Annotated in this window: 23 protein-coding genes; 9 read left to right on the top strand and 14 right to left on the bottom strand. The window is 66.2% G+C overall.

Going from position 1 to position 26,868, the window contains the following annotated elements; translation table 11 throughout:
• Positions 1-5: 5 nt before the first annotated feature.
• Positions 6-1,889, bottom strand: a complete 1,884-nt coding sequence (locus VB672_RS19185; RefSeq protein WP_329785806.1) for a glycosyltransferase — start codon at positions 1,887-1,889, stop codon at positions 6-8.
• A 68-nt stretch (positions 1,890-1,957) separates the two neighbouring features.
• Between VB672_RS19185 and VB672_RS19180 the strand changes: the two genes are divergently transcribed.
• Together VB672_RS19180 and VB672_RS19175 are read left to right on the top strand one after the other, a co-directional pair.
• Positions 1,958-2,830 carry a transporter substrate-binding domain-containing protein gene (locus VB672_RS19180; RefSeq protein WP_442932115.1) on the top strand — a complete coding sequence of 291 codons (873 nt, stop codon included), beginning with the start codon at positions 1,958-1,960 and terminating at the stop codon, positions 2,828-2,830.
• Between the two features lie 102 nt (positions 2,831-2,932).
• A complete protein-coding gene (locus tag VB672_RS19175) occupies positions 2,933-4,666 on the top strand; it encodes a lysine--tRNA ligase (protein WP_329785805.1) in 1,734 nt (577 codons plus the stop codon).
• A gap of 6 nt (positions 4,667-4,672) precedes the next feature.
• Here VB672_RS19175 and VB672_RS19170 read toward each other — a convergent pair whose 3' ends face one another.
• Positions 4,673-5,305: a helix-turn-helix transcriptional regulator gene (locus tag VB672_RS19170; RefSeq protein WP_329785804.1), complete on the bottom strand. Its 633-nt coding sequence runs from the start codon at positions 5,303-5,305 to the stop codon at positions 4,673-4,675.
• A 153-nt stretch (positions 5,306-5,458) separates the two neighbouring features.
• Between VB672_RS19170 and VB672_RS19165 the strand changes: the two genes are divergently transcribed.
• Both VB672_RS19165 and VB672_RS19160 read left to right on the top strand, forming a co-directional pair.
• Positions 5,459-5,803, top strand: a complete 345-nt coding sequence (locus VB672_RS19165; protein WP_329785803.1) for a DUF952 domain-containing protein — start codon at positions 5,459-5,461, stop codon at positions 5,801-5,803.
• Entirely contained in the window at positions 5,800-6,885 is a 1,086-nt protein-coding gene (locus tag VB672_RS19160; protein WP_329785802.1) for a quinone-dependent dihydroorotate dehydrogenase, read from the top strand. The genes VB672_RS19165 and VB672_RS19160 overlap by 4 nt, the downstream gene beginning before the upstream one ends.
• Before the next feature lie 10 nt (positions 6,886-6,895).
• On the opposite strand, the gene VB672_RS19155 is transcribed toward VB672_RS19160, so the two are convergent.
• Together VB672_RS19155 and VB672_RS19150 are read right to left on the bottom strand one after the other, a co-directional pair.
• On the bottom strand, positions 6,896-8,233 hold the full coding sequence (locus VB672_RS19155) for an MATE family efflux transporter (protein WP_329785801.1): 1,338 nt from the start codon (positions 8,231-8,233) through the stop codon (positions 6,896-6,898).
• An 8-nt stretch (positions 8,234-8,241) separates the two neighbouring features.
• The gene (locus tag VB672_RS19150; protein WP_329785800.1) at positions 8,242-8,505 is read right to left on the bottom strand and encodes a DUF6460 domain-containing protein; all 264 of its coding nucleotides are present in this window, start codon (positions 8,503-8,505) and stop codon (positions 8,242-8,244) included.
• A 95-nt stretch (positions 8,506-8,600) separates the two neighbouring features.
• Here VB672_RS19150 and VB672_RS19145 point away from each other — a divergent pair, with 95 nt between their 5' ends.
• Positions 8,601-9,542, top strand: a complete 942-nt coding sequence (locus VB672_RS19145) for an alpha/beta hydrolase (protein WP_329785799.1) — start codon at positions 8,601-8,603, stop codon at positions 9,540-9,542.
• Here VB672_RS19145 and VB672_RS19140 read toward each other — a convergent pair.
• From VB672_RS19140 to VB672_RS19125, 4 genes are all read right to left on the bottom strand, one after another.
• Positions 9,539-10,210, bottom strand: coding sequence for a response regulator transcription factor (locus VB672_RS19140; RefSeq protein ID WP_329785798.1), 672 nt, complete (start codon positions 10,208-10,210; stop codon positions 9,539-9,541). The genes VB672_RS19145 and VB672_RS19140 overlap by 4 nt on opposite strands.
• A 128-nt stretch (positions 10,211-10,338) precedes the next feature.
• On the bottom strand, positions 10,339-10,788 hold the full coding sequence (locus VB672_RS19135) for a secondary thiamine-phosphate synthase enzyme YjbQ (RefSeq protein ID WP_329785797.1): 450 nt from the start codon (positions 10,786-10,788) through the stop codon (positions 10,339-10,341).
• A complete protein-coding gene (locus tag VB672_RS19130) occupies positions 10,785-12,521 on the bottom strand; it encodes a cisplatin damage response ATP-dependent DNA ligase (RefSeq protein WP_329785796.1) in 1,737 nt (578 codons plus the stop codon). Before VB672_RS19130 ends, VB672_RS19135 begins: the two co-directional genes overlap by 4 nt.
• Positions 12,518-13,573 carry a ligase-associated DNA damage response exonuclease gene (locus tag VB672_RS19125; RefSeq protein ID WP_329785795.1) on the bottom strand — a complete coding sequence of 352 codons (1,056 nt, stop codon included), beginning with the start codon at positions 13,571-13,573 and terminating at the stop codon, positions 12,518-12,520. The genes VB672_RS19130 and VB672_RS19125 overlap by 4 nt, the downstream gene beginning before the upstream one ends.
• Positions 13,574-14,119: 546 nt before the next feature.
• Between VB672_RS19125 and VB672_RS19120 the strand changes: the two genes are divergently transcribed.
• Entirely contained in the window at positions 14,120-15,202 is a 1,083-nt protein-coding gene (locus tag VB672_RS19120) for a class I SAM-dependent DNA methyltransferase (RefSeq protein ID WP_329785794.1), read from the top strand.
• On the opposite strand, the gene VB672_RS19115 is transcribed toward VB672_RS19120, so the two are convergent.
• Both VB672_RS19115 and VB672_RS19110 read right to left on the bottom strand, forming a co-directional pair.
• On the bottom strand, positions 15,203-16,024 hold the full coding sequence (locus VB672_RS19115) for an SDR family oxidoreductase (RefSeq protein ID WP_329785793.1): 822 nt from the start codon (positions 16,022-16,024) through the stop codon (positions 15,203-15,205).
• A gap of 83 nt (positions 16,025-16,107) precedes the next feature.
• Positions 16,108-16,590, bottom strand: a complete 483-nt coding sequence (locus VB672_RS19110; RefSeq protein WP_329785792.1) for a GNAT family N-acetyltransferase — start codon at positions 16,588-16,590, stop codon at positions 16,108-16,110.
• A gap of 92 nt (positions 16,591-16,682) precedes the next feature.
• Here VB672_RS19110 and VB672_RS19105 point away from each other — a divergent pair, with 92 nt between their 5' ends.
• Both VB672_RS19105 and pdeM read left to right on the top strand, forming a co-directional pair.
• The gene (locus VB672_RS19105) at positions 16,683-19,193 is read left to right on the top strand and encodes a ligase-associated DNA damage response DEXH box helicase (protein ID WP_329785791.1); all 2,511 of its coding nucleotides are present in this window, start codon (positions 16,683-16,685) and stop codon (positions 19,191-19,193) included.
• The gene (pdeM, locus tag VB672_RS19100; RefSeq protein WP_329785790.1) at positions 19,190-19,891 is read left to right on the top strand and encodes a ligase-associated DNA damage response endonuclease PdeM; all 702 of its coding nucleotides are present in this window, start codon (positions 19,190-19,192) and stop codon (positions 19,889-19,891) included. The genes VB672_RS19105 and pdeM overlap by 4 nt, the downstream gene beginning before the upstream one ends.
• Before the next feature lie 12 nt (positions 19,892-19,903).
• On the opposite strand, the gene VB672_RS19095 is transcribed toward pdeM, so the two are convergent.
• The 4 genes from VB672_RS19095 to VB672_RS19080 all read right to left on the bottom strand — a co-directional run bounded on the left by VB672_RS19095 (position 19,904) and on the right by VB672_RS19080 (position 25,933).
• Positions 19,904-20,881, bottom strand: coding sequence for a nitrilase family protein (locus VB672_RS19095; RefSeq protein WP_329785789.1), 978 nt, complete (start codon positions 20,879-20,881; stop codon positions 19,904-19,906).
• 81 nt (positions 20,882-20,962) lie between these two features.
• A complete protein-coding gene (locus VB672_RS19090) occupies positions 20,963-21,724 on the bottom strand; it encodes a TIGR02186 family protein (protein ID WP_329785788.1) in 762 nt (253 codons plus the stop codon).
• Positions 21,721-22,650 (bottom strand): sulfite exporter TauE/SafE family protein, encoded by a 930-nt coding sequence (locus VB672_RS19085; protein WP_329785787.1) that lies wholly within the window; start codon positions 22,648-22,650, stop codon positions 21,721-21,723. Before VB672_RS19085 ends, VB672_RS19090 begins: the two co-directional genes overlap by 4 nt.
• Before the next feature lie 103 nt (positions 22,651-22,753).
• A complete protein-coding gene (locus VB672_RS19080; protein WP_329785786.1) occupies positions 22,754-25,933 on the bottom strand; it encodes a hypothetical protein in 3,180 nt (1,059 codons plus the stop codon).
• Between the two features lie 360 nt (positions 25,934-26,293).
• On the opposite strand from VB672_RS19080, the gene VB672_RS19075 reads away from it, so the two are divergent.
• Entirely contained in the window at positions 26,294-26,704 is a 411-nt protein-coding gene (locus VB672_RS19075; protein ID WP_329785785.1) for a MerR family transcriptional regulator, read from the top strand.
• Positions 26,705-26,868 lie beyond the last annotated feature (164 nt).

Here is a 26,868-nt window from a genome sequence, read left to right as displayed (position 1 = left end):
TGGCGCTATGGCGGTGCCGTCTTCAACGACCTCGTGCTGACGACCTTGGCCTGGTGCTTCTGAAAGAGGCCGCTCCGTGATGTCCGGGCGTGGCCATGGCTCGTCTTGTTCCAGCGGAAGGGTGCGCTCGCGAGCTCCCACAAACTTCTCCAGGCAGCGAGGCTGACGAGCCCATAATAGAGCGGCAACAGCGGCACCCAGGGCAGAAGCCGCCAGAGGCTTCTCCTGTGAAGGGCGATGCAGGCCGGGACGAAGATCGCGGCCGCGCCGGAGAAGAAGAGCGTCAAGCCCCAGGCGTATCCGGCGGCCTCCCAGCGCGAGGCGAGGGACATGCCGGTTCCCGAGAGCCACGTTCTCAGGAACAGCCCGGTAAAAAACGGATAAAGCAAAGCGCTGAGCACGATGCCCCAAGTCAGGACAAGTGCGCCATACATGCGCCAGATGCCGAGTTGCCGAAACAGGCTCCCGGGTCTGCGCGAATGGCCGGCTGCGGTCTGGACGAAACCCTTCATCCAGCGGGTCCGCTGCCGCATCCAGATTCCAAGGGTACTGGGAGCCTCCTCGAGGGTCGAGGACGGGAGATCCCTGACATCGTAGCCCAGCCGCGCCAGCCGAATGCCGAGATCCGCATCCTCCGTGACGTTCCAGGCATCCCAGCCGTGGACCGCCTGTAGCGCGGCGGTTCGGAAATGGTTCGAGGTGCCGCCCAGGGGGATGGGACTTCCGATCTCCGCCAAGCCTGGATTGAACACGTCGAACAAGGCCGCGTATTCGATGGTGAACAGCCGCGTGAGCCAGGAATCGTCCGTGTTGTCGATGGTCAGGCGCGCCTGAAGGCAGGCGACCTTCGGCGGCAGACCGGCGAACCGGGCGACGGCGAGGCGCAGCTGGCCGGGATCCGGCACGTCTTCGGCATCGTAGATGACCGTGAAGCGGCCCCGCGCCAGAGGAAGAGCGACATTGAGCGCCCGCGGCTTGGTGCGCGGCGCGCCCCTGGGAGCGACGATGATCTCGACATTGCCCGGCAGATCGATGGCCTGCAGAGCATCCAGTGTTTCCCGGTCGTCGGTTTCGACCACGAGCTTGATGTCGAGCTTTGCCGGAGGATAATCGAGCCGTGACAGGGCATGGATGAGCCGCCCGGCCACCCGCTTCTCCCGGTAGAGTGCCGCGATGACCGTATAGACCGGCAGGTCGCCTTCCCTCGCGTGGGTTGGCCGGATGCCCGGCTCGACGGGGTTGTTCAGCATTGCGGCTGAGAGCCGGAGGACGATCATTCCAAGGAAAAGGGGGCTCAGAGCCAAGCCGAGCACGGTCATAGACTGTTCCGGAGCCAGCAGGAGACTGAAGACGAGTGCGGTCAGGACGACGAACAGGCTGGCGATCTGCCCATAGCTGAGATCGGTCGCCAGGTCGGGAGCCTTCTCGGCGAGCCCGGAGGCGGCCCGATGAGCGATCCGTCGGGCCTGAATACGAAAGACCGCCTCCTTCAGCCGCGAAGGGGTCGTGATCGCCAAGGGGCGATCTCGGGGCCAGGTCTTCAGGAGCCAGGCCAATGACGCGCCGCGCGGCGCGAGTACGAAACCCGCTCCGCTCCCATCCAGTGGAGCCAGGCCTGCCAGAATGCTATCGGGGTAGCGGGCCGTCCGCGACAGGCGAGGAGCTGTCAGGAACGGCAATTGGAGTTCGGCGGCCAGCGCCCGGTAGAACTCGGTTTCCTGGATCCGCCCATGCTTCAGAAGCAATTCATCCGCCGGCACCCCGGCGAGGCGAGCAAGGTTCGCCGCCTGGCGTAAGGTCTCCGGTGGCTGCCCGTGATGGGCCAGGAAGCCGATCTCGATCGGCAGCGCGGTTGACTGTGAGGCTCTCTCCGCTAGACCCTGGCTCATGAGCAAAGGGCGCTTCCAGGAGGCGTTCGCATCGGGTGCGGGGTAGCGTGCAAGAGAACGTCGTCTTTATGTTGAATTATATCGTTACATTGGTCGCGCGGTTCCGAACCAAGATCAAGCCCCCAGGCATCCTCTCGCTGTTCCTGGCGCTGATGCCAAGCTTGGCGTCGGCGCAGGGCGTGAGCATTCCTAATTTCTGGGATCCCAGGGCCCAGCTCGAGCGGCCCGACCTGCCGGCGACCCGAACGATCCGCTTTCTTGTCGACGACGACTTTCCACCACTTCATTTCCCAGGCTTGGACGGCAATCCGACCGGATTGTCGGTGGAATTGGCCCGCGCCGCCTGCGAACGCCTGAGCCTGACCTGCACCATCCAGGTCCGCCGCTTCGACATGCTGCTCGATGCGTTGAACGAGCGGCAGGGCGACGTGGTGGCCGCGGCCATTCCCATCACGGCGGGTCTGCGGAGCCGCTTTGCCGTCACGGCTCCGTATTTCAAGATTCCAGCCCGTTTCGCCGTCCGCAAGGACCGCAATCAGCCGGCCCCGGAAGCGAAGGCGCTTCAGGGCAAAACCATTGGAGTCGTCGTCGGCACGGCCCATGAGGCCTTCGCCAAAGCCTTCATGGCCGGCGGGACCCTCAAGCCTTATCCGGAACTAGCCGCCGCGCAGGCCGCCCTCAAGGCCGGAGAAACCGACTACCTGTTTGCCGACGGCCTTGGCCTTGCGCTCTGGATCGGGGGAGAGGAGGCGGGCGGGTGCTGCGACTTTTCCGGTGGTCCTTACCTGGAGAGCCGCTTCTTCGGGGAGGGGATCGGCTTCATCACCCGCCCCGAGGATGAGAACTTGCGCCGGGCACTGGACTTTGCCCTGCAGCAGCTCTGGAAGGAAGGAAAGTACGCGGAGCTTTATCTGCGCTTCTTCCCGATCAGCCCGTTCTAGGCATTGATCCGCCTCGGAGCAGACGGGTTACCGCATTGACCCTCGCGGGTCTGATCCCTAGTGTGCCGCGCTTCTGGAAGCATTTCCGCAAGCACTAGGCCCATGTCCCGACCTCTGACCCTTGATCCTGCTCTGATTGAAGCCGCCCAGACTGCCACCGCCTGGCCTTTCGAGGAGGCGCGCAAGCTCGTCGAGCGGCTCAAACGGACGGGCAAGACGGAGGCTCTGTTCGAGACGGGCTATGGTCCCTCGGGCCTGCCGCATATCGGCACCTTCGGCGAGGTCGCCCGCACCAGCATGGTGCGCCATGCCTTCCGGGTGCTGACCGGCGACAGCATCCCCACGCGCCTCGTCGCTTTCTCGGACGACATGGACGGCCTGCGCAAGGTGCCGGACAACATCCCGAACAAGGACCTCGTGGCCTCCGCGCTCGGCAAGCCGCTGACCCAGGTGCCGGACCCGTTCGGCACGCACGAGAGCTTCGCGCATCACAACAATGCGCGCCTGCGCGAATTCCTCGATGCCTTCGGCTTCGATTACGAGTTCATGTCCGCGACCGAGTGCTACAAGGCCGGCCGTTTCGACAAGGCCTTGCTCACCGTGCTCGAACGCTACGATGCGGTGATGGCGATCATGCTGCCGTCGCTGCGTGAGGAGCGCCAGCAATCCTATTCGCCTTTCCTGCCCGTCCATCCGAAGACCGGCATCGTCATGCAGGTGCCGATCGACGAGCGCAAGCTCGATACCGGCACCATCGTATGGCGCGATCCCGACACGGGCGAGCGCTTCGAGACGCCGGTGACAGGCGGGCATGCCAAGCTGCAATGGAAGCCCGATTGGGCCATGCGCTGGGTGGCGCTCGGCGTCGATTACGAGATGGCCGGCAAGGACCTGATCGACAGCGTGAAGCTCTCCGGCGAGATCGCCAAGGCCCTCGGCGGCCTGCCGCCGGACGGGTTCAACTATGAGCTCTTCCTGGACGAGAAGGGCCAGAAGATCTCCAAGTCGAAGGGCAACGGGCTCACCATCGACGAGTGGCTCACCTACGGCACGCCGGACAGCCTCAGACTGTTCATGTTCAACAAGCCGCGCGAGGCGAAGAAGCTCTATTTCGACGTGATCCCGCGGCAGGTCGACGATTACCTCACCTTCCTGGAGAAGTATCCGGCGCAGGATTCCAAGGCGCGCCTGATGAATCCGGTCTGGCATCTCCATGCGGGCGAGCCGCCCGCCCCGGAACTGGTCTCGTCCGGCGGAGGCAACCAGCCCGGTACGACGATCTCCTTCTCCATGCTGCTCAATCTGGTGGCGGTGGCCAATTCCGAGGATCCCGCCGTGCTCTGGGGCTTCATCCGCCGCTACGCGCCGGGCGTCTCCCCCGAGACCCATCCGCGGCTCGACAGCCTCGTGAAGCGTGCCGTGCGCTACTTCGAGGATTTCGTGAAGCCGCAGAAGACCTATCGCCTGGCGGACGATGTCGAAGCCGCCTCGCTGCGACGCCTGGAGGACGTTCTCGGTTCCTTCGAATCCGGAGAGCGTCCGGCGACGGCAGAGGCGATCCAGGAAGAGATCTACAATGTGGGCCGGGCCGAGCCACGCTATCAGGATCTCAAGGCTAAGGGCGCGACGCCCGAGCGTCCGGGCGTGTCCATCGAGTGGTTCAACACGATCTATCAGGTGCTACTGGGCGAGCCCCGCGGTCCGCGCTTCGGCTCTTTCGTCGCTCTCTACGGGGTGAAGGAGACGCGGGCGCTGATCCGAAAAGCGCTCGACGGGGATCTCGTGCGCGAGCACGAGGCTTTCCTGAGACAGCGTGAGGCCGGCCAGGCAGCTTGAGAAAGGCTATTGCCGCGCCCACATGATCCGGGCCGTCCAGGAGATCTCTTCCGCGGGGATCACCTGATCTTCCTGGTCCTTGGCCAGGGACGTCATTTCCAGGGTCTTGGCCGAGCGACGCTTGAGCTCCTTGGCCAGGATCGCCCCGTTGGTCGTGCACACGACGATCCGGTCGCCCTTGCGGGTGCTGGCCGTGGGCGAGACGATGAGGATGTCGCCGTCGCGATAGAGCGGGGACAGGGCGTCGCCCGTGACTTCGAGGGCGAAAACCTTCTCCTGGCCGAAATCGGGGAACTCGATCTCGTCCCAGCCCGGTCCTTCGTTGGGCATGCCTTCCTCGTTGAAGACCTTGCCGGTTGCCGCCTCCTCCATGCCGATCAACGGGATCATGGAACGGCGCAGGGAGCCCGAAGGCTCGACGAGGCGCAGGAAATCCTCCAGGGTCGCGCCCGTGGCTTTCAGGATCTTCGAGATGGATTCTGTGGAGGGCCATCGCTCTCGGCCTTCCGGGCTCACGCGCTTCGACTTGTTGAAGCTGGTCGCGTCGAGACCGGCCTTGCGAGCCAGTCCTGATGCGGTCATGCCATGTCGTGATGCCAACGCATCGATAGCAGCCCAGACGCGCTCGTGAGATAACATGGTACTAACCTTCGCTAGGAGCGAATACGTGAAAGCGAACCTATAATTAGGAATTAAATGTGACCGAAAACTTAGACAACTGGCAACAGACTATTGAGACAATATGTCTAATTTGGGTTGCTCCTGATGTGACGTGCGGCTACTCAAGACTTCATGAGCATTATCTTTAAAATCTGCCCTGCTTTTCTTTGGCAGGAGGCTGAAAAAGCCGGATCCTTCGAGGGAGCACCCATCGATACCCAAGATGGGTACATCCATTTTTCAACAGCAAAACAGGTCGTCGAGACAGTCAAAAGGCATTTTGCCGGGCAGGACGATCTGCTGCTGATCGCCATCGATGCCGATTCGCTGGGCGCAGCCCTTCGCTACGAGCCATCCCGGGGCGGAGACCTGTTTCCGCATCTCTATGCTCCGCTGTCCCTCTCCGCCGTCCGATGGGTGAAAAAGCTGCCCCTCGGCGCGGATGGCCAGCACATCTTTCCGGATCTTTCCCAATGATCGGTGCACTCTTTTCCCTGGCCAAACCCGCACTTCATGCGCTCGATGCGGAGACGGCGCACCAGCTGACGATCCGCGGCTTATCGCTGATGCCGATTTCGCCGGCTCCCGCGGACGATGAACGTCTCGCGATCGACGTGTTCGGCAGGCACTTTCCCAATCCCGTGGGACTTGCGGCAGGCTTCGACAAGCAATGCGAAGTGCCCGATCAGCTCCTCGGTCTCGGCTTCGGCTTTGTCGAACTCGGCGGCGTGGTGCCGAAGCCGCAGGAAGGCAACCCGCGGCCACGGGTCTTCCGGTTGGTGCGCGACGAGGCTGTGATCAACCGGTTCGGCCTCAACAGCGACGGGCTCGACGCGGCGCGTCGGCGGCTCGCAAGCCGTCGCGGACGCCCGGGCATCGTCGGCGTCAATATCGGGGCGAACAAGGACTCGACGGACCGCATCGCCGATTATGGTCTCTGCATCGAGCGCCTGTGCGGGCTGGCCGATTTTCTGACGATCAACGTATCCTCACCCAATACTCCGGGACTGCGCGACTTGCAGGGCGAGGCCTTCCTCGACGACCTCCTCGCCCGCAGCATGGATGCGCGCGACCGAGCGGATCAGGGCAGACGCAAGACGATCGTCCTCCTGAAGATCGCGCCCGATATTTCGCTCGATACCCTCGATGCCATCGTTGCCACGGCACTCAAGCGCGGCATCGACGGGCTCACCGTTTCCAACACCACCATTGCCCGGCCCGACAGCCTGAAGGAAAAGGCACTCGCCTCGGAAACGGGCGGCCTGTCGGGCAAGCCGTTGTTCGTGCCGTCCACGAAGCTTCTCGCCGAGACGTTCCTGCGCGTGGAGCGCAAGATCCCGCTCATCGGCGTCGGCGGCGTCGACTCGGCGGAAGCGGCCTGGGCCAAGATCCGGGCAGGAGCGAGCCTGGTGCAGCTCTACTCGGCCATGGTCTACAAGGGGCCCGGCCTCATCGGCGACATCAAGCGCGGGCTGCTGCAGGTGCTCGACAACGAGAGGATAGCGCTGGCGCAGGCTGTGGGGCGCGATGCAGCGGAGATTGCGCAGGGTCGGTTTTAATAACCAGCATTCACACCATGCTGGCGAAGGTCTTCTTCGCTAGCCGCGGATAGAGGATGAACTGGCCGAGGCCCCGCGCGCTCAGGAACGTCAGGAGAGCGATCCAGAGCGCCGTGTTGCCGAGGCTTCCCGCAGCCATAAGAATGGCTCCATAGATCACGAAGGCGATGACCATCAGATCACGCATGGATCGGGTCCAGGTCGCTCCCGTGTAGATGCCGTCGAACGCGAAGGCGGCCGCGCCGAAGAACGGGGTCAGAGCCGCAAAGACGAGATAATCCCGCGCATAGGAGCGCACCTCCGGGTTCGTCGATACGAAGTCGATGAAGAAGCCGCCGCCAGCCAGGAAAATGCCTGAGACGGCGAGGCCGAAGCCGAGGCTCCACCCCAGGCTCAGGTGAATGGCCCGTCGGAAGCCGCGTTCGTCCCTGGCGCCGATGCTCTGGCCGCACAGGGTCTCGGCCGCGGTGGCGAATCCGTCGAGGAAATAGCCGCCGATCAGGAACATGTTGTAGAGCACCGCATTCGCCGCGAGCGTCACATCGCCGGAGCGTGCTCCGAGCGCGCTGAAGATCGAGAAGGCGAGGATCAGCGCCACATTGCGGATCATGATGTCCCGGTTCATGGCAAGCGTCTGCAGCATCGCCGTCCGGTTCAGAACCTCGTGCCATGTGACCGCCAGCGGGTTCGAGCCGAGGCGGCGCAGGACCATGATGCCGAGACCCGCACCCAGCACCTCGGCGAGAGCCGTGCCGATGGCCGCGCCCGCGATGCCGAGCCTGAAACCGAGAACGAGCGCCATCGTGAGCACGATATTGGCCACGTTGATCGCCACCTGCAGCAACAGGCCGAGATCCGTGCGTCCGCGCCCCAGAGTCGAGCCCAGGATGACGTAATTCGCCAGCGTGAAGGGAGCGGCCCAGATCCGGATGAAGAAATAGGTCGACAGGGCCTCCGTCACGGCCTCGCTCGCTCCCGCCATGGAAAAGGCAATGGTCGCGATGGGCCATTGCAGGAGGATCAGCAGGAGCCCTGTGATGCCGGCCACCAGGAGGGCCCGGGCTAGCGTCAGGTCGATCTCGTGCCGGTTGCCGGCCCCGGTGGCCTGGGCAGTCAGGCCGGCGGTTGCCATGCGTAAGGACCCGAAGCTCCAGAACACGAAGTCGAAGATCACGGCGCCCAGCGCCACCGCCCCGAGCAGATGCGCCTCGCCGAGCCGTCCGATCACCGTCGCGTCGACGAGGCCCAGTAGGGGCGTCGTCACGTGCGACAGGGTCATCGGCAGCGCAAGTGCCAGGATGCGGCGGTGGGAGATGTCCGGCCGCCGAACGGATGCGGAACTGTCCATGATCAGCCTCAGCGCCGGCTGCTGAACAGGCGCGAGATGAGCCAGAGCGGGACGACGATGATCGCCCCGTAGAGGATCCAGAGGCCGACTTCCTCCACCGTCTCGAGGCTGAGGTCGAGGACGGAGCTGATCCAGTTGAACAATCCCTCGATCAGTCCGACAGGCGTGATGTCGAGGAACGCCAGGAAAGCGCCGACGAGCAGGGACAGAAAAATCAGCTTCACCAGCACGGAGCCGGGGGAGCCACCGAGAAAACGGTTCAGGTTGGACATGTCCTCATCTCGTCAGAAAGCGTCACTGGACCAAGTTCGTTGCGTGTGCTTCATCGCAAGGGCAGGCGATGAACGCAACCCAATCCGAGCCCCGCATGATCGATCCAGCCGTTTTCGACCCCTCCGCCATCAGCAACGAGATCCGCGCCCAGAACGCCGACATCGTGGCCAAGCTCGCGGCTCTGCCCGATCCGATGTCGGTGCCCCCGGCGGTGGTGCGCGAGCGGCGGCGCCAGGGACTGGGGCCATTCCCCCTGATGCCCCAGAGCAGCCGTGCCCGGATGGTCACCATCGATGGTCCGGCCGGTCCCATTCCTCTGCGGATCATCGCTCCGGACCGCCCGCGCGGCGTCTACCTCCACATCCATGGCGGCGGCTGGACCTGGGGCACGGCGGACGAGCAGGACCCCTGGCTCGACCGCCTGTCCGAACGCTGCGGGCTGGCCGTCGTTTCCGTCGAGTATCGCCTCGCCCCTGAGGATCCCTATCCGGCGGCGCCCGACGACTGCGAGGCGGCGGCCCTCTGGGTCGTCCGCGAGATGGAGAGCCGGTTCGGCACCTCGCGCCTGTTCATCGGCGGCGAGTCGGCCGGTGCCCATCTTTCGGCGGTCACGATCCTGCGCCTGCGGGACAGGCATGGTCTGAAGCCCTTCCAGGGCGCCAATCTGTTCGCGGGCTGCTACGACCTGTCCCTGACCCCGAGCGTCCGGCATTGGGGCAGCGAGCGGCTGATCCTCAACACGAACGACGTGCGGGTCTTCGCCGACAATTTCTGCGGTCAGGTGCCCGACCGGCGCGATCCCGACGTTTCGCCGCTTTATGCTGGCCTGAAAGGTCTGCCGCCGGCACTCTTCTCCGTGGGCACCAAGGACATGCTCCTCGACGACAGCCTCTTCATGGCGTCCCGCTGGGCGGCTGCGGGAAACAGGAGCGATCTCGCCATCTGGCCCGGCGGCTGCCACGTGTTCATCCGCTTCGACAGCGCCCTGTCGGAACAGGCGCTGTCGCGGATCGACGGGTTCATCGAGGGGCTTTAATCGGCTCCGGCCGGGGAGGGGCGCTGGGTCACGCCGATCTTCGATGCGGCGATGACCGCCTGCGTGCGGCTGTCGACGCCGAGCTTGTCGAGGATGGCGGAGACATGCGCCTTCACGGTCGCCTCGGAAACGCCGAGCTCGTAGGCGATCTGCTTGTTGAGCAGGCCCTCGGACAGCATGGTCAGGACACGGACCTGCTGCGGGGTGAGCGTGCCGAGACGGCGGACGAGATCGGCGGTCTCCGCGTCCTCCGATGCCGAGAGGTCCACGTCCGGCGGGGTCCAGGTGTCGCCCGCCAGGACCGCCTGGATGGCGCCGCCGATGCTGTCGGTGTCGATGGATTTGGGGATGAAGCCCGAGGCGCCAAAATCCATGGCGCGGCGGATCACGGTCGGCTCCTCGGTCGCGGACACGATCACGACGGGCAGTTCCGGATACTGGGCTCGGAGCGACATCAGCCCGGAAAAGCCCTGGACGCCCGGCATGGTCAGATCGAGCAGGATCAGATCGACGTCCCGCTCCTGGGTCAGCGTGGCGTTCAGGTCATCCATGCCGCTCGCCTCGACCACCCGCGCCTGTGGCATGGAGGAGGCGACCGCCTGCCTCAAGGCACCGCGAAACAACGGATGGTCGTCGGCAATGATGATCGTGGTGGTTTGACTCTGCACGTTTCGTCTTCTCCCACGGGGGGCTTCTGTGAGCCTTAGCCGCTTCCTTCACACAATTGCAAGGCGGCAAACGCTGATCCTGGCTAATCTAAGGGAAAGTACGCAGGCGTCCCATCCCATCATGTGGATTACGCCCCGATGAGGTGAAAAATAAGATCGCGGCGATGAGGCCTGTCCCGGTGCTCGGCCAGGTAAATTCCCTGCCAGGTTCCCAAAGCCATCCGGCCCTCCACCACGGGAATGCTGAGCGACACGCCCGAGAGCACGGTCCGGATATGGGCCGGCATGTCGTCCGGGCCCTCGGCCGCGTGGACATAGCCCGCATTCCGAGGCGCCAACCGATCGAAGGCCGTGAGCAGATCCCGCCGGACATCCGGGTCGGCATTCTCCTGGATCAGGAGCGAGGCCGAGGTGTGGCGGCAGAAGACGGTCAGGAGGCCGTGCCCGATGCCGGCGCCGGCCACCCAACGCGCCACCGGGTCGGTGATCTCGACAAAGCCCTGGCCTCGCGTGTCGACCCTCAGCTGTCCGCTGGCCTGCCGCGTAATCCCGCCTTCGGTGAGTGTCTCGATCCTCATCCCTTCTGCCTCTTGGCTGCCTTGTCCTGCAGCGGATAGACCTCCTTCTCGCCCCGCTCCAGGATCTTCTCCAGGGTCTCGATCCGGTCGGCTTCCGCCGCAGGCTTGTCCCAGCGGATGCGGCTGATGCGGGGAAAGCGCATGGCGACCCCCGATTTGTGCCGGGTCGAGCGCTGCAGCCCTTCGAAAGCCACCTCCAGCACGAGGCCCCGGTCCCGGCCGTATTCCACCTCCCGCACCGGCCCGAAGCGGTTGACCGTGTGGTTGCGGACATAGCGGTCGAGCTTCACCAGCTCCTCGTCGGTGAAGCCGTGATAGGCCTTGCCCACCGGCACCAGCTCCTCGCCGTTCGGTCCGTCGCGCCAGACGCCGAAGGTGTAGTCGGAATAGAAGGACGAGCGCTTGCCGTGGCCCCGTTGGCCGTACATCATCACGGCGTCCACGAGATAAGGGTCGCGCTTCCACTTGTACCAGTAGCCCTTGGGACGGCCGGGGAGATAGGGACTGTTCGCCCGCTTCACCATGCAGCCCTCGATGGCGTCCGCATCCGGACCCGCGCCCACCGAGGCCGGGTCGGCGCGGGCGGCGGCAAGCTCCTCCCAGGTCGCGAAGGGCACCATGGGCGAGAGCTCGATGCGCGGATCGCCGATGCGGGCGACGAGCGCTTCCAGGCGTTTCCGCCGTTCCGCAAAGGGGAGGGCGCGCAGATCCTCCTCGCCCTCGAACAGGATGTCGTAAACCCGCAGATGCGCCGGAAACTCCGCGATGAGCTTCGGGGTCACGGCCTTCCGGTTCAGGCGCTGCTGGAGCACGTTGAAACTCTGCACGCGCCCCTCGCGCACGATCAGCAGCTCGCCGTCGATGGCGCCCTCGAAGTCGAGCGCTTCCACGAGATCCGGGAAGGCACGGGAGACGTCCTCGCCGGTGCGGGAATAGATCCGCTTCACCGGGCGTCCGTCGCTGCCGTGGCCCGCGGCGGCCTGGAGGCGGATGCCGTCCCATTTCCACTCGGCCAGGAACTCGGACGCCTCGAGCTTGGCGAAATCCTCGTCCTCCAGAGGGTGCGAGAGCATGGATGGGCGAAACGGCGCGGGATTGCCGGATTCGGGCCTCTCGCCCCGGCCTTCGACCCAGGCGAACAGGTCCTCGTAAGGCGCCTCCAGCCCGTGCCAGATCAGCTCGACCTCGTCGGGCTCGATCTCCCCGAGCTGGGCGACCGCCGTCTTGGCGAGTCTTGCCGAGACGCCGACCCGCAGCTCCCGGGTGATGAGCTTGATCAGGGCCCAGCGCCCGGTCTCGTCGAGGGCGTCCATCCACTCGGCCACGCGGGCCGGCAGGTCGCTCTTGCTCGTGGTGGCCAGCGTCTCGATCACCTCGGTAAGGGTCGGCACATGAGGCGGCGGGTTGTTGTGGCCGATGGCCGGAGCGTCGTCCGAGGCCGGAGCCACGCTCTCATGCCCCGGCGCCGGCCAGATCAGGGCCGCCGTCTCGGCCAGATCGCCCACGTAGTGGTAGGACATGCGGAACAGCTCGGGATCGGTCCGCTCCTCCACCAGGCCGCGGATCAGGCCGGGCTTGGCCTCCTTGAACATGAGGGCGCCGGTCATGGCGGCCAGCGCATAGCCGCGATCCGGGTCCGGGGTATGGCGGAAGTAATCGGTCAGGAGCCGCAGCTTCGCGTTGCGGCGCGGCTCGTAGCCGAGGCGGTCGAGGAGGGCGGCGAAGCGGTTCATGCGGCGTCTCCCGCTTCCGCACCGGGCGCCGGAGCCTCCTCCGTCTCGCCCTCGTCGCCGTAGCCCAGCATGTGCAGGGGGCGCGCCCGGATGCCGTGGGTGGTGCACCAATGGACCAGGGCATCCTCCTGGCCGTGGGTGACCCAGACCTCGCCGGCGCCGGTCTCCCGGATCGTGCGGCAGAGGTCGTCCCAGTCGGAATGATCGGAGATCACCAGCGGCAGCTCGACGCCCTTCTGCCGGGCCCGTGCCCGCACCCGCATCCAGCCGGAGGCGAAGCAGGTGACGGGATCGGGAAAACGGCGGGACCACAGGTCCTGGATCGAGGAGGGCGGGCAGATCACGATGGCGCCGGCAAGCTTCGACCGCTCCGAGGCCACGACTTTCGGGGTCTCGCCCAGGGGAATCCCCTCCGACTTGTAGAATTCGGTGAGCCGCTCCATGGCTCCGTGCAGGTAGATCGGCCGGTCGTAGCCTTCCTCCCGCAGAAGCGCCATGACCCGCTGCGCCTTGCCCAGCGCATAGGCGCCGACGATATGGGAGCGCTCCGGGAACAGGGCAGCCGAATCGAGGAGCTTGCGCACTTCGGCGCGCGTGTCGGGGTGGCGGAAGACCGGCAGGCCGAAGGTCGCCTCGGTGATGAAGACGTCGCAGGGGACGAGTTCGTAGGGGAGGCAGGTCGGGTCCTCCGCCCGCTTGTAATCGCCCGACACCACGACCCGCGTGCCACCCGCCTCGATGGCGATCTGCGCCGAGCCCAGCACGTGGCCGGCCGGGGTGAAGCGCACGGTCACGTCGCCTACGCGCAGGCTCTCGCCCAAGGGGGCCTCCTGCGTGGAGCTTGCGAAATCCGCCCCGTAGCGGACGGCCATGATGAGCAGGGTCTCCCGCGTCGCCAGCACGGAGCGGTGGCCCGAGCGGGCATGGTCCGAATGGCCATGGGTGATCAGAGCCCGCTTGACGGGGCGGACCGGGTCGATGTGGAAGTCGCCGAGGGGGCAATAGAGCCCTTGCGGAGTCTGGGTGAGGATGTCGGTGGAACGCAGCGCCATGGGTGGGAATATAGGGTCCGGCCGGTCGATGTCAGGTTGAGAGATAACGCGTAGCCAGCACCTTCAGGCCCAGGGCTGGTGAGCCCTGAGCCGGAAGGACGATCGAGGGTGGCGCGAGTGGCAGCCCGGCTCGATGATGATGGTGGGAGATGGAAGAGCCGGACGGCACCTCGCGCACGGTTCTTTTCAGGCGGACCAGCTGGGACGACACCCAAGGTCGGCCTCCTGCGCTCCCAGGCGTGCGAGGCCTGCCGCGGGACCGTGCCGGCTCCCGTCACTGCGACGCCTCGCGAGCGCGCCCCTCGCAGGAACCGATCTGCACAAGGGTATAGCTCAGATGCAACCCTGTGTCAAGAACAAAATGAGAACATAGCGTTGCATCACAGCAGTGCCACCCCGCTCCCACCCTCCCACGTCATCACCGGCCTTGTGCCGGTGATCCCGATCATGTGAGGCGCCGTGCTCCCCAGCATCGGGATGCCCGGGACAAGCCCGGCCATGACGGGGTGTATGTGTCAGGCCCGCTGCCTCCATGGGACAGGCGCCGTGCCACCAACAAGCGGGATCACCGAAACAGGCCCGGCCATGACGGGAGAGGGGCTGACCGGGACAGGGCCACTCCCGGCCGGAGCGGGCGTGCGAAACGTCGAGGGAACGGATGCCATTGACAGCCCGTCCGCCTTCCCGCATCCAAACGCCATGTCCTCGACCGCCACCGTCCGATCCACCGGCGATTTTCACGCCGACCACCGCTATGAATATGCCCGCACCGCCTTCGACGAGCGCGACTTCGAGGCCGCCGCCGATCTGGCCCGGCAGGTGCTCGAGCTTGCTCCGGACTTCGCACCCGCCCATGCCATGCTGGGCCGCTCTCTTGCCGCGTCGGGCGCACGGGAGGAGGCGGTGAGCGCCCTGCGCCGGGCCCTGACGCTCGAGCCCGAGGATGCCCTGGGCGTGCGGCTCGACCTCGCGCAGCTCGGCGCGCTCGCGCCCAATGAGGCGATCACCGACGGCTATGTGCGGGCCTTGTTCGACGATTACGCACCCAAGTTCGACCGGCACCTGACCAAGAGCCTTGCCTATCGCGGCCCGCAGCTGATCGCCGACGCGCTGCGCCGGGCCTGCTCCAAGCGGCTGCGAGACTACCGGTTCGGTGCGGCGTTCGACCTCGGCTGCGGCACCGGCCTGATGGCGCAGGAGCTCGCCGGCCTCCGCGCTTCCATCGAGGGCGTGGATCTCTCGCCGCGCATGCTGGAGAAGGCGCACAAGACAAAGCTCTACGACGCGCTGCACGAGGGCGAACTCGTCGCTTTCCTCGGCGGACGCCGAGCGGGCGAGGCCGATCTCGTCGTGGCCGCCGACGTGTTCGTCTACATGGCGGCGCTCGATGCGGTCTTCCGCGAGGCGCATCGGGTGCTCGCGCGCGAAGGGCTCTTCGCCTTCACCGTGCAGGCGTATAAGGGCGAAGGCTACGTCCTCGGCGGGGATGCCCGTTACGCGCACAGTGAGTCTTACCTGCACGGGCTCGCGGACAGCGCAGGATTCGACGTCGTGATCTTCGAGCGCGTCTCGACCCGGGAGGATCGCGGCGTGCCGGTTCCCGGGTTTCTCGCGGTGCTGCAGCGCTGATCAGACTTGCGGCGGCGTCGAGGGATGCGGCGCGCTCTCGTAGCAGCCGGCCACCGACTGATCGAAATCGATCACCGAGCCGGTCATCATGCCGGATTCGGAACTTGCGAGAAACGCCACGGCGCGCGCCACTTCCTTCGGCTCCAGCAGGCGGCCGAAGGGCTGCTCCTTCATGGCTTTCTCCAGCCAGCCGTCCTTCGCATCGTGGTAGGTCTTCATGATCCGGTCCTCGCCCGGCGTGTTCATCCAGCCGATGTTCAGCGCGTTCACGCGGATGCGCCACGGCATGAGGCTGAAGGCGGCGTTCTTGGTGAGAGTGGCGAGGGCGCCCTTCGAACCGCTATAGGCGGTGATGAAGGGCTGGCCACCATGGGCCGACATGGACAGGATGTTGACCATCGCGCCTTCGATCTTCTCGCGCCGCATGATCTTGGCGGCGTCCTGCATGAGGAAGAAGGGCGCGCGCACATTGACCGCGAACATGCGGTCGAACAGCTCCGGGCTGGTGTCGAAGATCGTGCCGCGATCGGTGATGCCGGCGGCGTTCACCAGCACGTCGACGCGGCCGAACACGGTGTCCGCCCGCGCGGTCACCTGGCGGGTCTCCTCGACGCTTTCGAGATCGGCCTGCACGAATTCCGTGTGGCAGCCCTGGCCCGAGATTTCGCGGGCGACCGCGTGCCCGCGCTCCGCGTTGCGACCGCAGATCACGAGGCCCTTGGCGCCGCGTTCGGCGAAGGTGCGGGCGATGGCCTCGCCCAACCCTTGGGTGCCTCCGGTGACGACGGCGACGGCGTTCTGGAACTGGAAATCGTCCGGCATGGCGGTTGCCTTTTCATTCTCGCTGTTGGCGTTGCCCAAGCTGACGGATGTGCGGACCGGATGGCAAGGGCTTTGGTGACGGTCTACGCTTTAAGCTCCTTCACCATTTCCCAGCAGGGGACCGGGACGGGGTCTTGGAGCGTCTCGGCATCCTCCGTGATGGTGGCCGTGCAGCGCCAGCCGCAGCGCTCGTAGAAGGAGCGGGCGCCGTGATTGCCGACAAGGCAATGGAGATGGGCTTTGTCGAACCCGCTGGCCCAGATCGCATGCTCGCTCGCCTGGAGGAGGGCGCGACCGATCCCGAGGCTTCGCCCCTCGCGCGCCACATAGAGCTGGCCGAGCGTGTTCTCCGCCCAGGCGGCAAAGCCGAGGAGCCGGCCCTGCGCATAGGCGGCGAGCGGCGGCACGGGGAAGCGCTTCACCCGCTCGATGAAGAAGGCCTCGTTGCGGTGTTCGGCCACGCTCGCAGGCTGGAGCGGGGCCTGCGTCTCCAGCCAGACGGCATGATAGAGCCGGCCGATTGCCTCCAGCTCATCGTTCCCGGCTGCGCGAAGCCCCTCGCCCATCATTCTCCCCTCGGCGGCAATAAACGTAATTTTGTTTCGACCGTCAAGCTGCGGTCTGGCGAAAGCCTCACCGTACCTTATGTTGAGGACAGATGTCTCACACGTCCGCCTCCCTCCTCCCAAAGATCTTCCATGATTGGTTCGATCACCGCGGCTGGAAGCCCCGGGAGCACCAGCTCGATCTGCTCGCCAAGGCCGGGCAGGGCCGCTCCGCGCTGCTCGTGGCGCCGACCGGTGCCGGCAAGACGCTCGCCGGGTTCCTGCCGAGCCTCGTGGAGCTGGCGGAGAGGGGACCGAGCCGGGGCACGGCCAAGGACCGGCGCGGGCTTCACACCCTCTACATTTCCCCGCTCAAGGCGCTCGCCACGGACATCGCCCGCAACCTCGAAGCCCCCGTGCAGGAGATGGGACTTCCGATCCGGGTCGAGACGCGCACGGGCGACACGCCGTCCCACAAGCGTGCGCGGCAGATCGAGCGCCCGCCCGACATCCTGCTGACCACGCCGGAGCAGCTCGCGCTGCTGCTCGCCCATGCGGAGGCGCGGGAGTTCTTCAAGGATCTTCGCCGCGTGGTGCTCGACGAACTGCATTCCCTCGTCACCTCGAAGCGCGGCGACCTGCTGTCGCTCGGTCTCGGGCGGCTGATGTCGATCGCCCCGCAGGCGACCACGGTGGGCCTGTCCGCCACGGTGCGCGAGCCCGACGACCTGCGGCGCTATCTGGTGCCGCAGCGGGCGGATGCCGCCATGGCCGACCTCGTCGTCGTGCACGGCGGCGCGCAGCCGGATATCCGCATGCTCGAGATCGACGAGCGCCTGCCGCTCGCCGGCCACACGGCCTCGCTCTCCATGCCGGCGATCTACGATCTCATCCGGACGCACAAGACGACCCTCGTCTTCGTCAACACGCGGCTGCAGGCGGAATACACCTTTCAGGAACTCTGGAAGCTCAACGACGATGGGCTTGCCATCGCGCTCCATCACGGCTCCCTCGACGTGTCGCAGCGCCGCCGCGTGGAAGAGGCGATGGCGGCCGGCAAGCTCAAGGCGGTGGTGTGCACCGCGACGCTCGATCTCGGCATCGACTGGGGCGATGTGGACCTCGTGGTGAACGTGGGCGCACCGAAGGGCGCCTCGCGCATCATGCAGCGCATCGGCCGCTCGAACCATCGCATGGACGAGCCGTCGGAGGCCTATCTGGTGCCGGCGAACCGCTTCGAGATCCTCGAATGCCGCGCGGCGCTCGATGCGGTGCACGAGGCCGCGCAGGACACGCCGGATGCCCGCATCGGCGCCCTCGACGTGCTCTGCCAGCACATCCTCGGCATGGCCTGCGCCGAGCCGTTCCGGCTCGACGAACTCTACGAGGAGATCCGCTCGGCCGCACCCTACGCGGGCCTGACCTGGGAGGATTTCGAGGCCTGCGTCGCCTTCGTGGCGACGGGCGGCTACGCCCTTCGCGCCTACGAGCGCTTCGCCAAGATCGTGAAGGGCAAGGACGATCTGTGGCGCGTGCGTGATGCCAAGGTCGCGCAGCAATACCGGCTGAATGTCGGCACGATCGTGGAGTCGAGCATGATCAAGGTGCGGCTCGGCAAGAGCCTGCGCTCGCGGCCCGGCACGGTGCTGCCGCGCGGGCGCATTCTCGGCGAGATCGAGGAATACTTCGCCGAGACGCTGACTCCAGGCGACACCTTCCTCTTCGCCGGTGAGGTGCTGCGCTTTGAGGGCATCTCCGAGGACGAGGCGCTGGTGACGCGTGCCGGGTCCGGCACCGATCCGATGATCCCGTCCTACGAGGGCGGCAAGTTCCCGCTCTCCACCTTCCTCGCCGCGCGGGTGCGGGAGATCCTGGCCGACCCGTTCGAGTGGGACCGCCTGCCGCATCAGATGACCGAGTGGCTGCTGCATCAGCGCCGTCGCTCCATCGTGCCGGGGCCTCGCGACCTGCTCGTCGAGACCTTTCCCCGCGCCAACCGCTTCTACATGACCTGCTTTCCCTTCGAGGGACGGCTTGCGCATCAGACCCTCGGCATGCTGCTCACCCGCCGCCTGGAGCGGGCGAAGCTCAAGCCGCTGGGGTTCGTGGCGAACGATTACGGCATCGCCGTCTATGCCTCCGGCGACATCGCCGCGCGCGCCGCGCGCGACTCGATCTTTATGGACGAGCTGTTCTCCGAGGACATGCTGGGCGACGATCTGGAAGCTTGGCTCGCCGAATCCTCCCTCATGAAACGCACCTTCCGCCAATGCGCCGTGATCGCGGGACTCATCGAGCGCAAGTTCCCGGGAGAGAAGAAGACCGGGCGGCAGGTCACGATCTCCACCGATCTCGTCTACGACGTGCTGCGCAAGCATGAGCCGGACCACGTGCTCCTGCGCGCCGCGCGGGCGGATGCGGCAACGGGACTCCTCGACGTGAGGCGCCTGGGCATGATGCTAGAGCGCATCCGGGGGCGAATCATTCACAAGCCGCTCGACCGGGTTTCTCCTTTGAGCGTGTCCGTCATGCTGGAGATCGGCCGCGAGCGCGTCTATAGCGACAATGCGGACGAGATTCTGGCCGAGGCGGAAGCAGCGCTTCTCGACGAGGCTTTGGCGTGACGGCATTGCGGAAGAACAAACAGACAACTCACGAAATCGAGCTTGCCGGGCAGCTGGCGCTCCTCGACCTGACGGGGGCACTGTATCTGCCTGCCCACGAGGCCCTGCTCGTGGCCGACCTCCATTTCGAGAAGGGTTCGTCCTTCGCCCGGCGCGGCATGATGCTGCCGCCCTACGATACCCGCGAGACGCTTCTCGCGCTCTCCGACGCGGTGTTCCGCTTCAACCCCAAGACCGTCATCGCGCTCGGCGACTCATTCCACGACATCGGTGGGCCGGACCGGCTCGGGACCGAGGAGCGCACGACGCTCGATGGCGCTCAGAAGGGGCGCGACTGGATCTGGGTCACGGGCAACCACGACCGCATCCTGCCCGACAGCATCGGCGGGCAGGTGGTCGAGGAGATGGTGCTCGGATCCCTCACCCTGCGCCACGAGCCGGCTCCGGGCGAGCAGACCGAGATCGCAGGCCATCTGCACCCGGTCGGCAAGGTGGTCATGCGTGGGCGCGCCACGCGCCGCCGCTGCTTTCTCACCGACGGCCAACGCTGCGTGATGCCGGCGCTCGGCGCCTATGCGGGCGGGCTCAACGCCTGCGACGCCGCCTTCAAGCCGCTCTTCGCGAAAGGCTTCACCGCGCATCTCATCGGCACGGAGCGGATCTTCGCGATTGCCAGGGCGATGCTGTGCCGGGATTGAGAGCTCAGCAAATTATAATGCCTTCTTGACCACAGGAGCCTCCGAGAACCGGGCCTGCCGGGGCGCGAGCTCATGGCCCTGCGGCTGCGTGAGAAGGCCGTAAAGCTCCGGCCGGCGGCCGCGGATCCAGCGCCGGCCGGTGGCGAGCGGCAGGAGGCTGAGGTCGAGATCCGCCACCACGAGAGCGTCCTGCGCCTTCCAGGTCTCGGCGATGATGCGGCCGTAGCAGTCGATGATCATGGCGTTGCCGGTGCGCACCTCACCGTCGTCCTCGCCGACCCCGTTGGAAAACAGCAGGAAATAGCCGTTGTCGTGGGCGCGGGCCGGCAGCCAGCGCAGCAGCCATTCGCGGCCCTTGGGGCCGCGGAACTCCGCCTCGATGGCCTCTGGATCCCTGTGCCGGTTGTCCCAGAGGGCGGGATCGATGAGGCCCATGGCTTGAGGGCTGCGCGAATGGCAGCCGCCGGTCTGGTGCGGCGCCATGACGACGTCGGCGCCGAGCAGCGCCGTGGCGCGGGCATTCTCCACGAGGTTGTTGTCCCAGCAGATGAGGACGCCGACCTTCACGCCCCACGGCGTGTCGAAGACCGTATAGCTGTCGCCACTGGCGATGTGGTCGCTCTCGAAGGCATGGAGCTTGCGGTGGCGGTGAACCTGGCCATCGGGCAGGCATACCACATAGGTGTTGAACAGGCGCCCGTCGTCGGCGCGTTCGATCAGGCCGACGCCGATGGCCATGTCGAATTGTGCCGCGAGCTCGAGGACGGCTCGCGTCGACGGGCCCGACGGCACGGGTTCGGCAAGCTCCTCCAGCCGTTCGCGTCCGAGATTGCGCACGTGCCAGTATCCGGTGAGGCACATTTCCGGAAAGGCGAGGATCTTGACGCCCTGATCCGCCGCCTCTCGGGAGAAGCGCTCCACCACCGACATGTTGTAGCTCTTGTCGTCGGCCTTGTGATGGAACTGAACCGTTCCGCACCGGAGCATCATGGTGCAACCCCTCTCGTTCGCGCCATCGGCAGGATGGCCCGCCGGTCCCGCGGCGTAAAGCACGGATGCGCGGCGCCGGCTTCAGTCCCGCCGGAAGATCGTGTTGGCGAGCCAGCCGAAGAAGAGAGCGATCACGGCGGTCGACAGGCCGTAGGCCAGGGACCAGTCGCGGGCGATGACGCCGACCTGTTCCTCGAAACCGGTCTTGACCAGCTCGAAATGGGTCTGCGTGCGGGCCAGGATCACCGTGTCGGCGAAGAGCGTCACGTCCACATCGTAATTGCCCGGCGGAGCCGTGGCCGGCAATGCGATGCTGGCGCGGAAGATCTCGGGCGTCAGGAACGTCACGCCGCGCTCGTCCTGGATATAGAGTCCTTCCTGGGCTTTGAGCCGGTACAGCGCATCCCGGAAGGGCTGGTCCGCGCCCCCGCGATGGATCGTGAACTCGGCGGAGTTGATGATCGCGCTCAAGCCGATCTTCTGGCGCTGCCGCAGCTGATCGCTCGTGATCTCCTCGATCGGCCGGGAGCTGAGGACGTTCAGGTAAGCCGGAGCGGTCGGGAACTTCTGCTGCTCCTGGTTGATCCAGACCGGACCGAGCCGTTCCTTCTCGCGCACCGTGAGGAACTGGCGCGGGCCCCGAACCGTGACGACGATGTCGTAGGCCGTCGCGCGGGCCACCGTCTGCGCGTCCCGCTCGATGGCGCCGAACACGGCGATCTGCGTGCCCGTGTAGTTGGAATTGATCAGCACCCGGTGGTTCGACAGCGACGTGATCAGGGTTTCCGCGCGCGCGCTCACCACTGTGCCGACGAGGATCAGGAGCGCGCAGAGGGTCCTCACGTGCGCGTCTCCTGCGTGGTGATGGAGAAGGGCTCGTCCGGTTCGAGCACGAGTTCGAGGCCGAAGCGCAGGCCCACCGCCAGGAGCAGGATGGCGAGCAGGAAGCGGAACAGCTCCGCCCGCAGGTGGCGTCCCATGCGCGCGCCGAACTGCGCCCCGAACACGCCGCCGACGATGAGCAGGATCGCCAGGACCATGTCGACCGCCTGGTTCGTCACCGCATGAAGAATGAGGGCGACCAGGGTGGTGCAGACGATCTGGAACTGGGAGGTGCCCACGACCACGTTGGTCGGCACCCGGAAGATGTAGAGAAGCGCCGGCACCACGATGAAGCCGCCGCCGATTCCGAGCAGTGCGCCGGCAAAGCCGATGAACAGCGACAGGCCGAGGATCGGGATGACGCTGACGTAAAGCTTCGAGCGGTAGAAGCGCATGCGCAGGGGCCAGCCCAGATAGGGCGCGTGCTCGCCGGCCTGGCGCCGCAGGCGCACCACGCCGCCTTTCCGCCGGCTCCAGAATTCCCGGATGCTCTCCTTCATCATCAAGCTGCCCACGATGGTGAAGAGCGTCACGTAGGAGACGACGATGACGAGGTCGAGCTGGCCTGCCCGCCGCGCTGCCGCGAAGAACCACACGCCGAGGGCCGAGCCGACGAATCCTCCCGCCACCAGGATGGCGCCGAGCTTGTGATCGAGGGCGTTGCGGCGCAGGGCGCCGAGCACGCTGGTGGTGGAGGAGGCGACGATCTGCGCCGATTGGGTCGCGACCGCGACGGCCGGAGGAATGCCGAGGAAGATCAGGAGCGGCGTCATGAGAAAGCCGCCGCCGATCCCGAAGAGCCCGGAAATGAAGCCTACCGCCGCACCCATCCCGAGGATGAGAAGAACGCTCACGGGCATCTCAGCGATCGGCAAATAGATTTGCAACCCGGTTCCCCCAATGGCCGGTGCAGCCACGTCGTTGTTACAGCATCATGCAGGCGGTGTAACGGTCATGTTCTGAACGGAAGATGACAGAGCCTGCGTGCCCTCAACTCCTGTCGCCCGCAGTTCGATCCAGGGCGGCAGTCCGCCCTTGGACGGCGACCGGCGGCCGATTGGCAACGGGATCGACGGCTCTCGGGCGCCAGAGCGCGAGCACGGCCTTCGCGGCCTTCAGTTCGGCCGAGCTCAGGCGACCGGCCACCTCGTCCCGCTTCTGGGCGGCCTCGGCGTCTCCCTGGTCCGCCGCGAGGGCGAACCACTGGAACGCTTTCGAGGGGTCGGGTTTCGATCCGAGGCCGAGGGCGAGCAGGATCCCCAGATTGTACTGGCTGTCGCGCAGGCCGGTCTCGGCAGCCTCGCCGTACCAGCGCAGGGCCGCGGCATAGTCCGGCTTCCCGTTCTTGCCCGAGGCGAGAAGGGTGGCGAGGTTGTGCATGGCGCGAATGTTGCCGCCCAAGGCGGCCCGCTCGTACCAGAACGCCGCCTGCTTGAGGTCGAGCGGAACGCCGTCGCCCTTCTCGTGCATCATGGCGAGCCGCTCTTGAGCCGGAGGAAGTCCGGCCTGGGAGGCCCGCTCGAACAGGCGGGCGGCCGCGCTCGTGTCCCGGGCCATGCCGCGTCCCTCGGCGGCTCGGGACGCGATCTCGTAGAGCGCGGCCGCATCGCCGGAGAGGGCTGCCTGCTGCAGGGTCGCCGGCGCGTCCGCCGGGATGCCGGTGATCGTCGCAGGATCGACGAGAAATTGCCCGGCCACGAGCGGGTCGGCAGAAACGGATCCCGTCGCGAGGCTGGATGACTGGAAGACGTTCATCTCGCCGGCCGCAGCGGCCTTGTCGGCCGCGCGTTCCGGCTTCGCGTCCGCAGGTTGGGCCGGTTCCTGCTGCACCTTCGCCGGCGCCGGGGACAGGTCATGCAGGCTCTGCCCGGCGGACAGGATGGGGTAGATGCCCGCAGCCAGGATCAGGAGCGCCAATCCGAAGAAGAGCGGGCGCCGTCGGCTGTCGAGGCTGCGACGCAGGCGCTCGAACAGGGATGAGCCGGCCGATTCTTCAGCCTCCGGCCGGTCGGCTTCGTCGGCGGACTCGGCCTCCTGCTTCAGGGGAGAAGGGGTGTGGGTCGGCGCCGGTTCCAGCGCTGCGCTCTGAGCCGCCCGCCGCGCTGCGGCGATGAAGCTGGCGCGCAGGTTGCCCAGGTCCGAGTCCGAGGCTTCCTCGGGAGCCGGATCCTTCGGTGCTTCGTGAGAGGCCATGTCCGACGAGAGGGGAGCAGCCCCGTCGATCTGCGACAGGGTTGCGGCATGGAGCCTGCGCACGGCCGCTTCGAGGCGGTCCGCCGGCGGCAAGGGATCGGCGGGTGCCACCGAGGCAGATGTGCTCGCGCTGGCGGTGAATGAGAAGCTCCCGTTCGGCAGACGGGAGGCGAGCGCCTCCAGAGCGTCATGAACGGCGCGCAGGGTCTCCTGCGTCTTCTTGTCGGATCGATTGTGCAACGCCTTCAGCTCGACGACGCCATGCTTGAGCGCATCGAAATCGTCCGTATCCGGCAGGGACGGGCGGATGTCGTCGAGCACGGTTCTGGCAGCGCGTTCGGCAATGCTGACGGCCTCGTCCCGGAGGGTCCTGAGTTGCCCGCTGGTCTCGTTGATGGCCTTGTGCAGGGCCTCCCCGGGCATCTGCTCCAAACGCTCGGCCAGCGCCACGACCTGCCGTTCGAGAGCATGGAGCCCTGCCGGCGGAGGCGGCGTGCGCTCGAGCTTCTCGTCGATGGCCCGCAGCATCTGCGCCAATCCGGAGGTGCCGGCCTGCTGGCCGAGCTCGCGCAGTTCCTGCTCGATGCGGTCGAACCGCTGCATCAGCGGCTCGTAGGCGGCGGCCTCCCGTTCGGCGGCGGCTTCGATCCGTGAGGACAGGCGTTCGATGGTTCCGGTCAGCGCCTCGCCGCCTCCGGCGCGGCTGTCCGACAGGCTGGCCATCCGCTCGGTCAGGAGTGCCAGCTGCTCGCTGATCGGGGCCAGATCGGCCGGTGCCGGTTCCGGGCGGCGCGCGAGGATGTCGATGCGCCGGCTCAGGGTCTCCAGCTGCTCGGGGATCTTGCTCGTCTCCTGCGCCGTGGCCGTGACGTAGAGGGCCGAGCAGACATCGTCGAGCGAGGATTTCAGGGCCGTGACATCGCTCTTGCTCACCTGATGGAGGCGAAGCTCCGAAATCTGGCGGCCGAGGATTTCGATATCGTCGGAGAGTCGGGCGATCTGCTGCGGTTCGGCCCGATGCGCCAGATCCTGGCGCATGTCCACGATCTGGCCGCTGAGGAAATCGACGACGGAACGATCAACCCCGGTGGCGGCCATCGCGTCGATCTTGCTCTTGATCTGCTCGATCTCACGGCCAATGCGCCGGTGCAGTCCCTCGCTGACCTCTCCCGAGAGAGACTGGATCTGCTCGTAGAGAACGGTGATCGAACTGGCGAGGGTGCGCAGGTCCTTCGTCTTCGGCCCCTGTTCGAGATCCTTGGCGATCGACCCGAGGGCGGCGTCGAGGGCGGCGATCTCCTCGCGGGTGGCCAGGCTTTCGATGCCGGAGCGCAGACCGTCGATCTCCGTGCGGATGTCGTCGACCGCAGGGATCCAGACGGGATTGGGCTGTTCCAGATGGGCCGCGAGACGGGACATGTCGGCCCGCAGGCCGACGAGCGTTTCGGACACGGGCGCGAGCGCCTTGAGCGCCTCCTCAACGGGAAATTCGATGCGCGGCGGTGCGGCCCGTTCCGAGGTGACCCGGTGCTCCACCGTATCAAGGCGGTTCTTCAGGGAGGACAGAACCTGGGACAGCATGACGGCGATCCGATCCTGCTGGTCCGCGGAACTGCGGGCGGCTTCGTTCAGACGGACCTCGGCCTGCTCGATCCAGCTCGCCATGGACTCGAGCGCAACCGCCGTCCGGGACGCCTGATCCTGGGCCTGACGCTCGCTCTCCGCCGCCACGGCCTCCATCAGGGCCTCATAATTCCTCTTGGGCCGGGAGCGGGGCTGGGAAGCCATCCGGGCGATCAGACTGTCGAGATCGCTGCCCGCCTTCCGGCGCGGGGATGCCGGCCTGTCCTGCGTCTCTTCGAGCACCGCCGCGGTCCATTCCTCAAGGCTCATGCCGGCCCGTCGAGCCGCGGCGGCCATCAGCTCGCGGGCATCAAGGTCCAGGTCGTCAGGTCTTGAGAAGACGTGTCGTCTCATGATTGGGCTCGCGGGGATACGCGTGAACTCCTGAAGGCTTGCACGGCCCCGTACCGGCGCTCGCCTGTCGGGCCAGGAAACGGACGGAGCGAATCACCCCCTTCCGAACCTTTTGCCCGATGCCGCAACTTTTGGCCCGCATAGTAAAAAACCCGTTAAACGGAGGGGATTTAGCGGGAATAACCGCTCGGGGATCCGGCATCTTCCGTTACGGAAATACTCGAATGCGCTCTTCTTTTGCCGCAGCGGCAGATTAAAACGTAATACTCTTGCAACGTACTGTCATAATGTTCTATCATTTCGTTACTGAAGGGGAAGTGCTCGCACTGGCCCCGTCATGAAGACATTACGGGGCGTTCCATGGATCAATTTACAGGCAGCACGCATACCGGTGAGACGGGTGACGGTGCAAAACTTTATACGATAGGCGACCTTGCCCGCGAATTCGGAGTGACCCTCCGCACCCTGCGGTTCTATGAAGATCGCGGGCTTCTCTCCCCACGACGAGACGGAACGGCGCGCATCTACGATGCCCGCGACCGCGAGCGCCTGTCCGTCATCCTCAAGGGCAAGCAGCTCGGCTTCACCCTGACCGAGATTCGCGCCATGCTGGCCGAAGAACGGTCTGGCAACGGTGCAGCCATGAACCTCAAGCTCTCCCTTGACCAGATCGAGGATCAGATTCGCCACCTCGAGCAGCAGAAGATCGAGATCGAAGGCGCCCTGGCCGAGCTTCACGCCCGGCGCGCCGGCATCGCGGTCGCTGCCTAAGCGGCGGTCGAAAAGACGCGATCTTCCAAGAATGCCCGCCCGGCTCAGGCCAGAAACCTGCGGCCCGGGTGGGCATTTCCGTTTGGCCGGTGCCGGGCTTGAGGCCGATTAAGGCTCCGGGATGTCCCATCCGGCCTTGGATACCGGATGGCCGTCGACCTTCG

It is taken from the genome of Microvirga sp. CF3016 (assembly GCF_036314085.1).
In the GTDB taxonomy this organism is placed as follows: domain Bacteria; phylum Pseudomonadota; class Alphaproteobacteria; order Rhizobiales; family Beijerinckiaceae; genus Microvirga.
This window is presented reverse-complemented; position numbering and strand designations above follow the sequence as displayed.

What these genes read in the sequence shown, in the direction of transcription:
- VB672_RS19185 (WP_329785806.1), bottom strand. Translation starts at nt 1,889, where the DNA reads ATGAGCCAGGGTCTAGCGGAGAGAGCCTCACAGTCAACCGCGCTGCCG.
- VB672_RS19180 (WP_442932115.1), top strand. Translation starts at nt 1,958, where the DNA reads ATGTTGAATTATATCGTTACATTGGTCGCGCGGTTCCGAACCAAGATC.
- VB672_RS19175 (WP_329785805.1), top strand. Translation starts at nt 2,933, where the DNA reads ATGTCCCGACCTCTGACCCTTGATCCTGCTCTGATTGAAGCCGCCCAG.
- VB672_RS19170 (WP_329785804.1), bottom strand. Translation starts at nt 5,305, where the DNA reads ATGTTATCTCACGAGCGCGTCTGGGCTGCTATCGATGCGTTGGCATCA.
- VB672_RS19165 (WP_329785803.1), top strand. Translation starts at nt 5,459, where the DNA reads ATGAGCATTATCTTTAAAATCTGCCCTGCTTTTCTTTGGCAGGAGGCT.
- VB672_RS19160 (WP_329785802.1), top strand. Translation starts at nt 5,800, where the DNA reads ATGATCGGTGCACTCTTTTCCCTGGCCAAACCCGCACTTCATGCGCTC.
- VB672_RS19155 (WP_329785801.1), bottom strand. Translation starts at nt 8,233, where the DNA reads ATGGACAGTTCCGCATCCGTTCGGCGGCCGGACATCTCCCACCGCCGC.
- VB672_RS19150 (WP_329785800.1), bottom strand. Translation starts at nt 8,505, where the DNA reads ATGTCCAACCTGAACCGTTTTCTCGGTGGCTCCCCCGGCTCCGTGCTG.
- VB672_RS19145 (WP_329785799.1), top strand. Translation starts at nt 8,601, where the DNA reads ATGATCGATCCAGCCGTTTTCGACCCCTCCGCCATCAGCAACGAGATC.
- VB672_RS19135 (WP_329785797.1), bottom strand. Translation starts at nt 10,788, where the DNA reads ATGAGGATCGAGACACTCACCGAAGGCGGGATTACGCGGCAGGCCAGC.
- VB672_RS19130 (WP_329785796.1), bottom strand. Translation starts at nt 12,521, where the DNA reads ATGAACCGCTTCGCCGCCCTCCTCGACCGCCTCGGCTACGAGCCGCGC.
- VB672_RS19125 (WP_329785795.1), bottom strand. Translation starts at nt 13,573, where the DNA reads ATGGCGCTGCGTTCCACCGACATCCTCACCCAGACTCCGCAAGGGCTC.
- VB672_RS19115 (WP_329785793.1), bottom strand. Translation starts at nt 16,024, where the DNA reads ATGCCGGACGATTTCCAGTTCCAGAACGCCGTCGCCGTCGTCACCGGA.
- VB672_RS19110 (WP_329785792.1), bottom strand. Translation starts at nt 16,590, where the DNA reads ATGGGCGAGGGGCTTCGCGCAGCCGGGAACGATGAGCTGGAGGCAATC.
- VB672_RS19105 (WP_329785791.1), top strand. Translation starts at nt 16,683, where the DNA reads ATGTCTCACACGTCCGCCTCCCTCCTCCCAAAGATCTTCCATGATTGG.
- VB672_RS19095 (WP_329785789.1), bottom strand. Translation starts at nt 20,881, where the DNA reads ATGATGCTCCGGTGCGGAACGGTTCAGTTCCATCACAAGGCCGACGAC.
- VB672_RS19080 (WP_329785786.1), bottom strand. Translation starts at nt 25,933, where the DNA reads ATGAGACGACACGTCTTCTCAAGACCTGACGACCTGGACCTTGATGCC.
- VB672_RS19075 (WP_329785785.1), top strand. Translation starts at nt 26,294, where the DNA reads ATGGATCAATTTACAGGCAGCACGCATACCGGTGAGACGGGTGACGGT.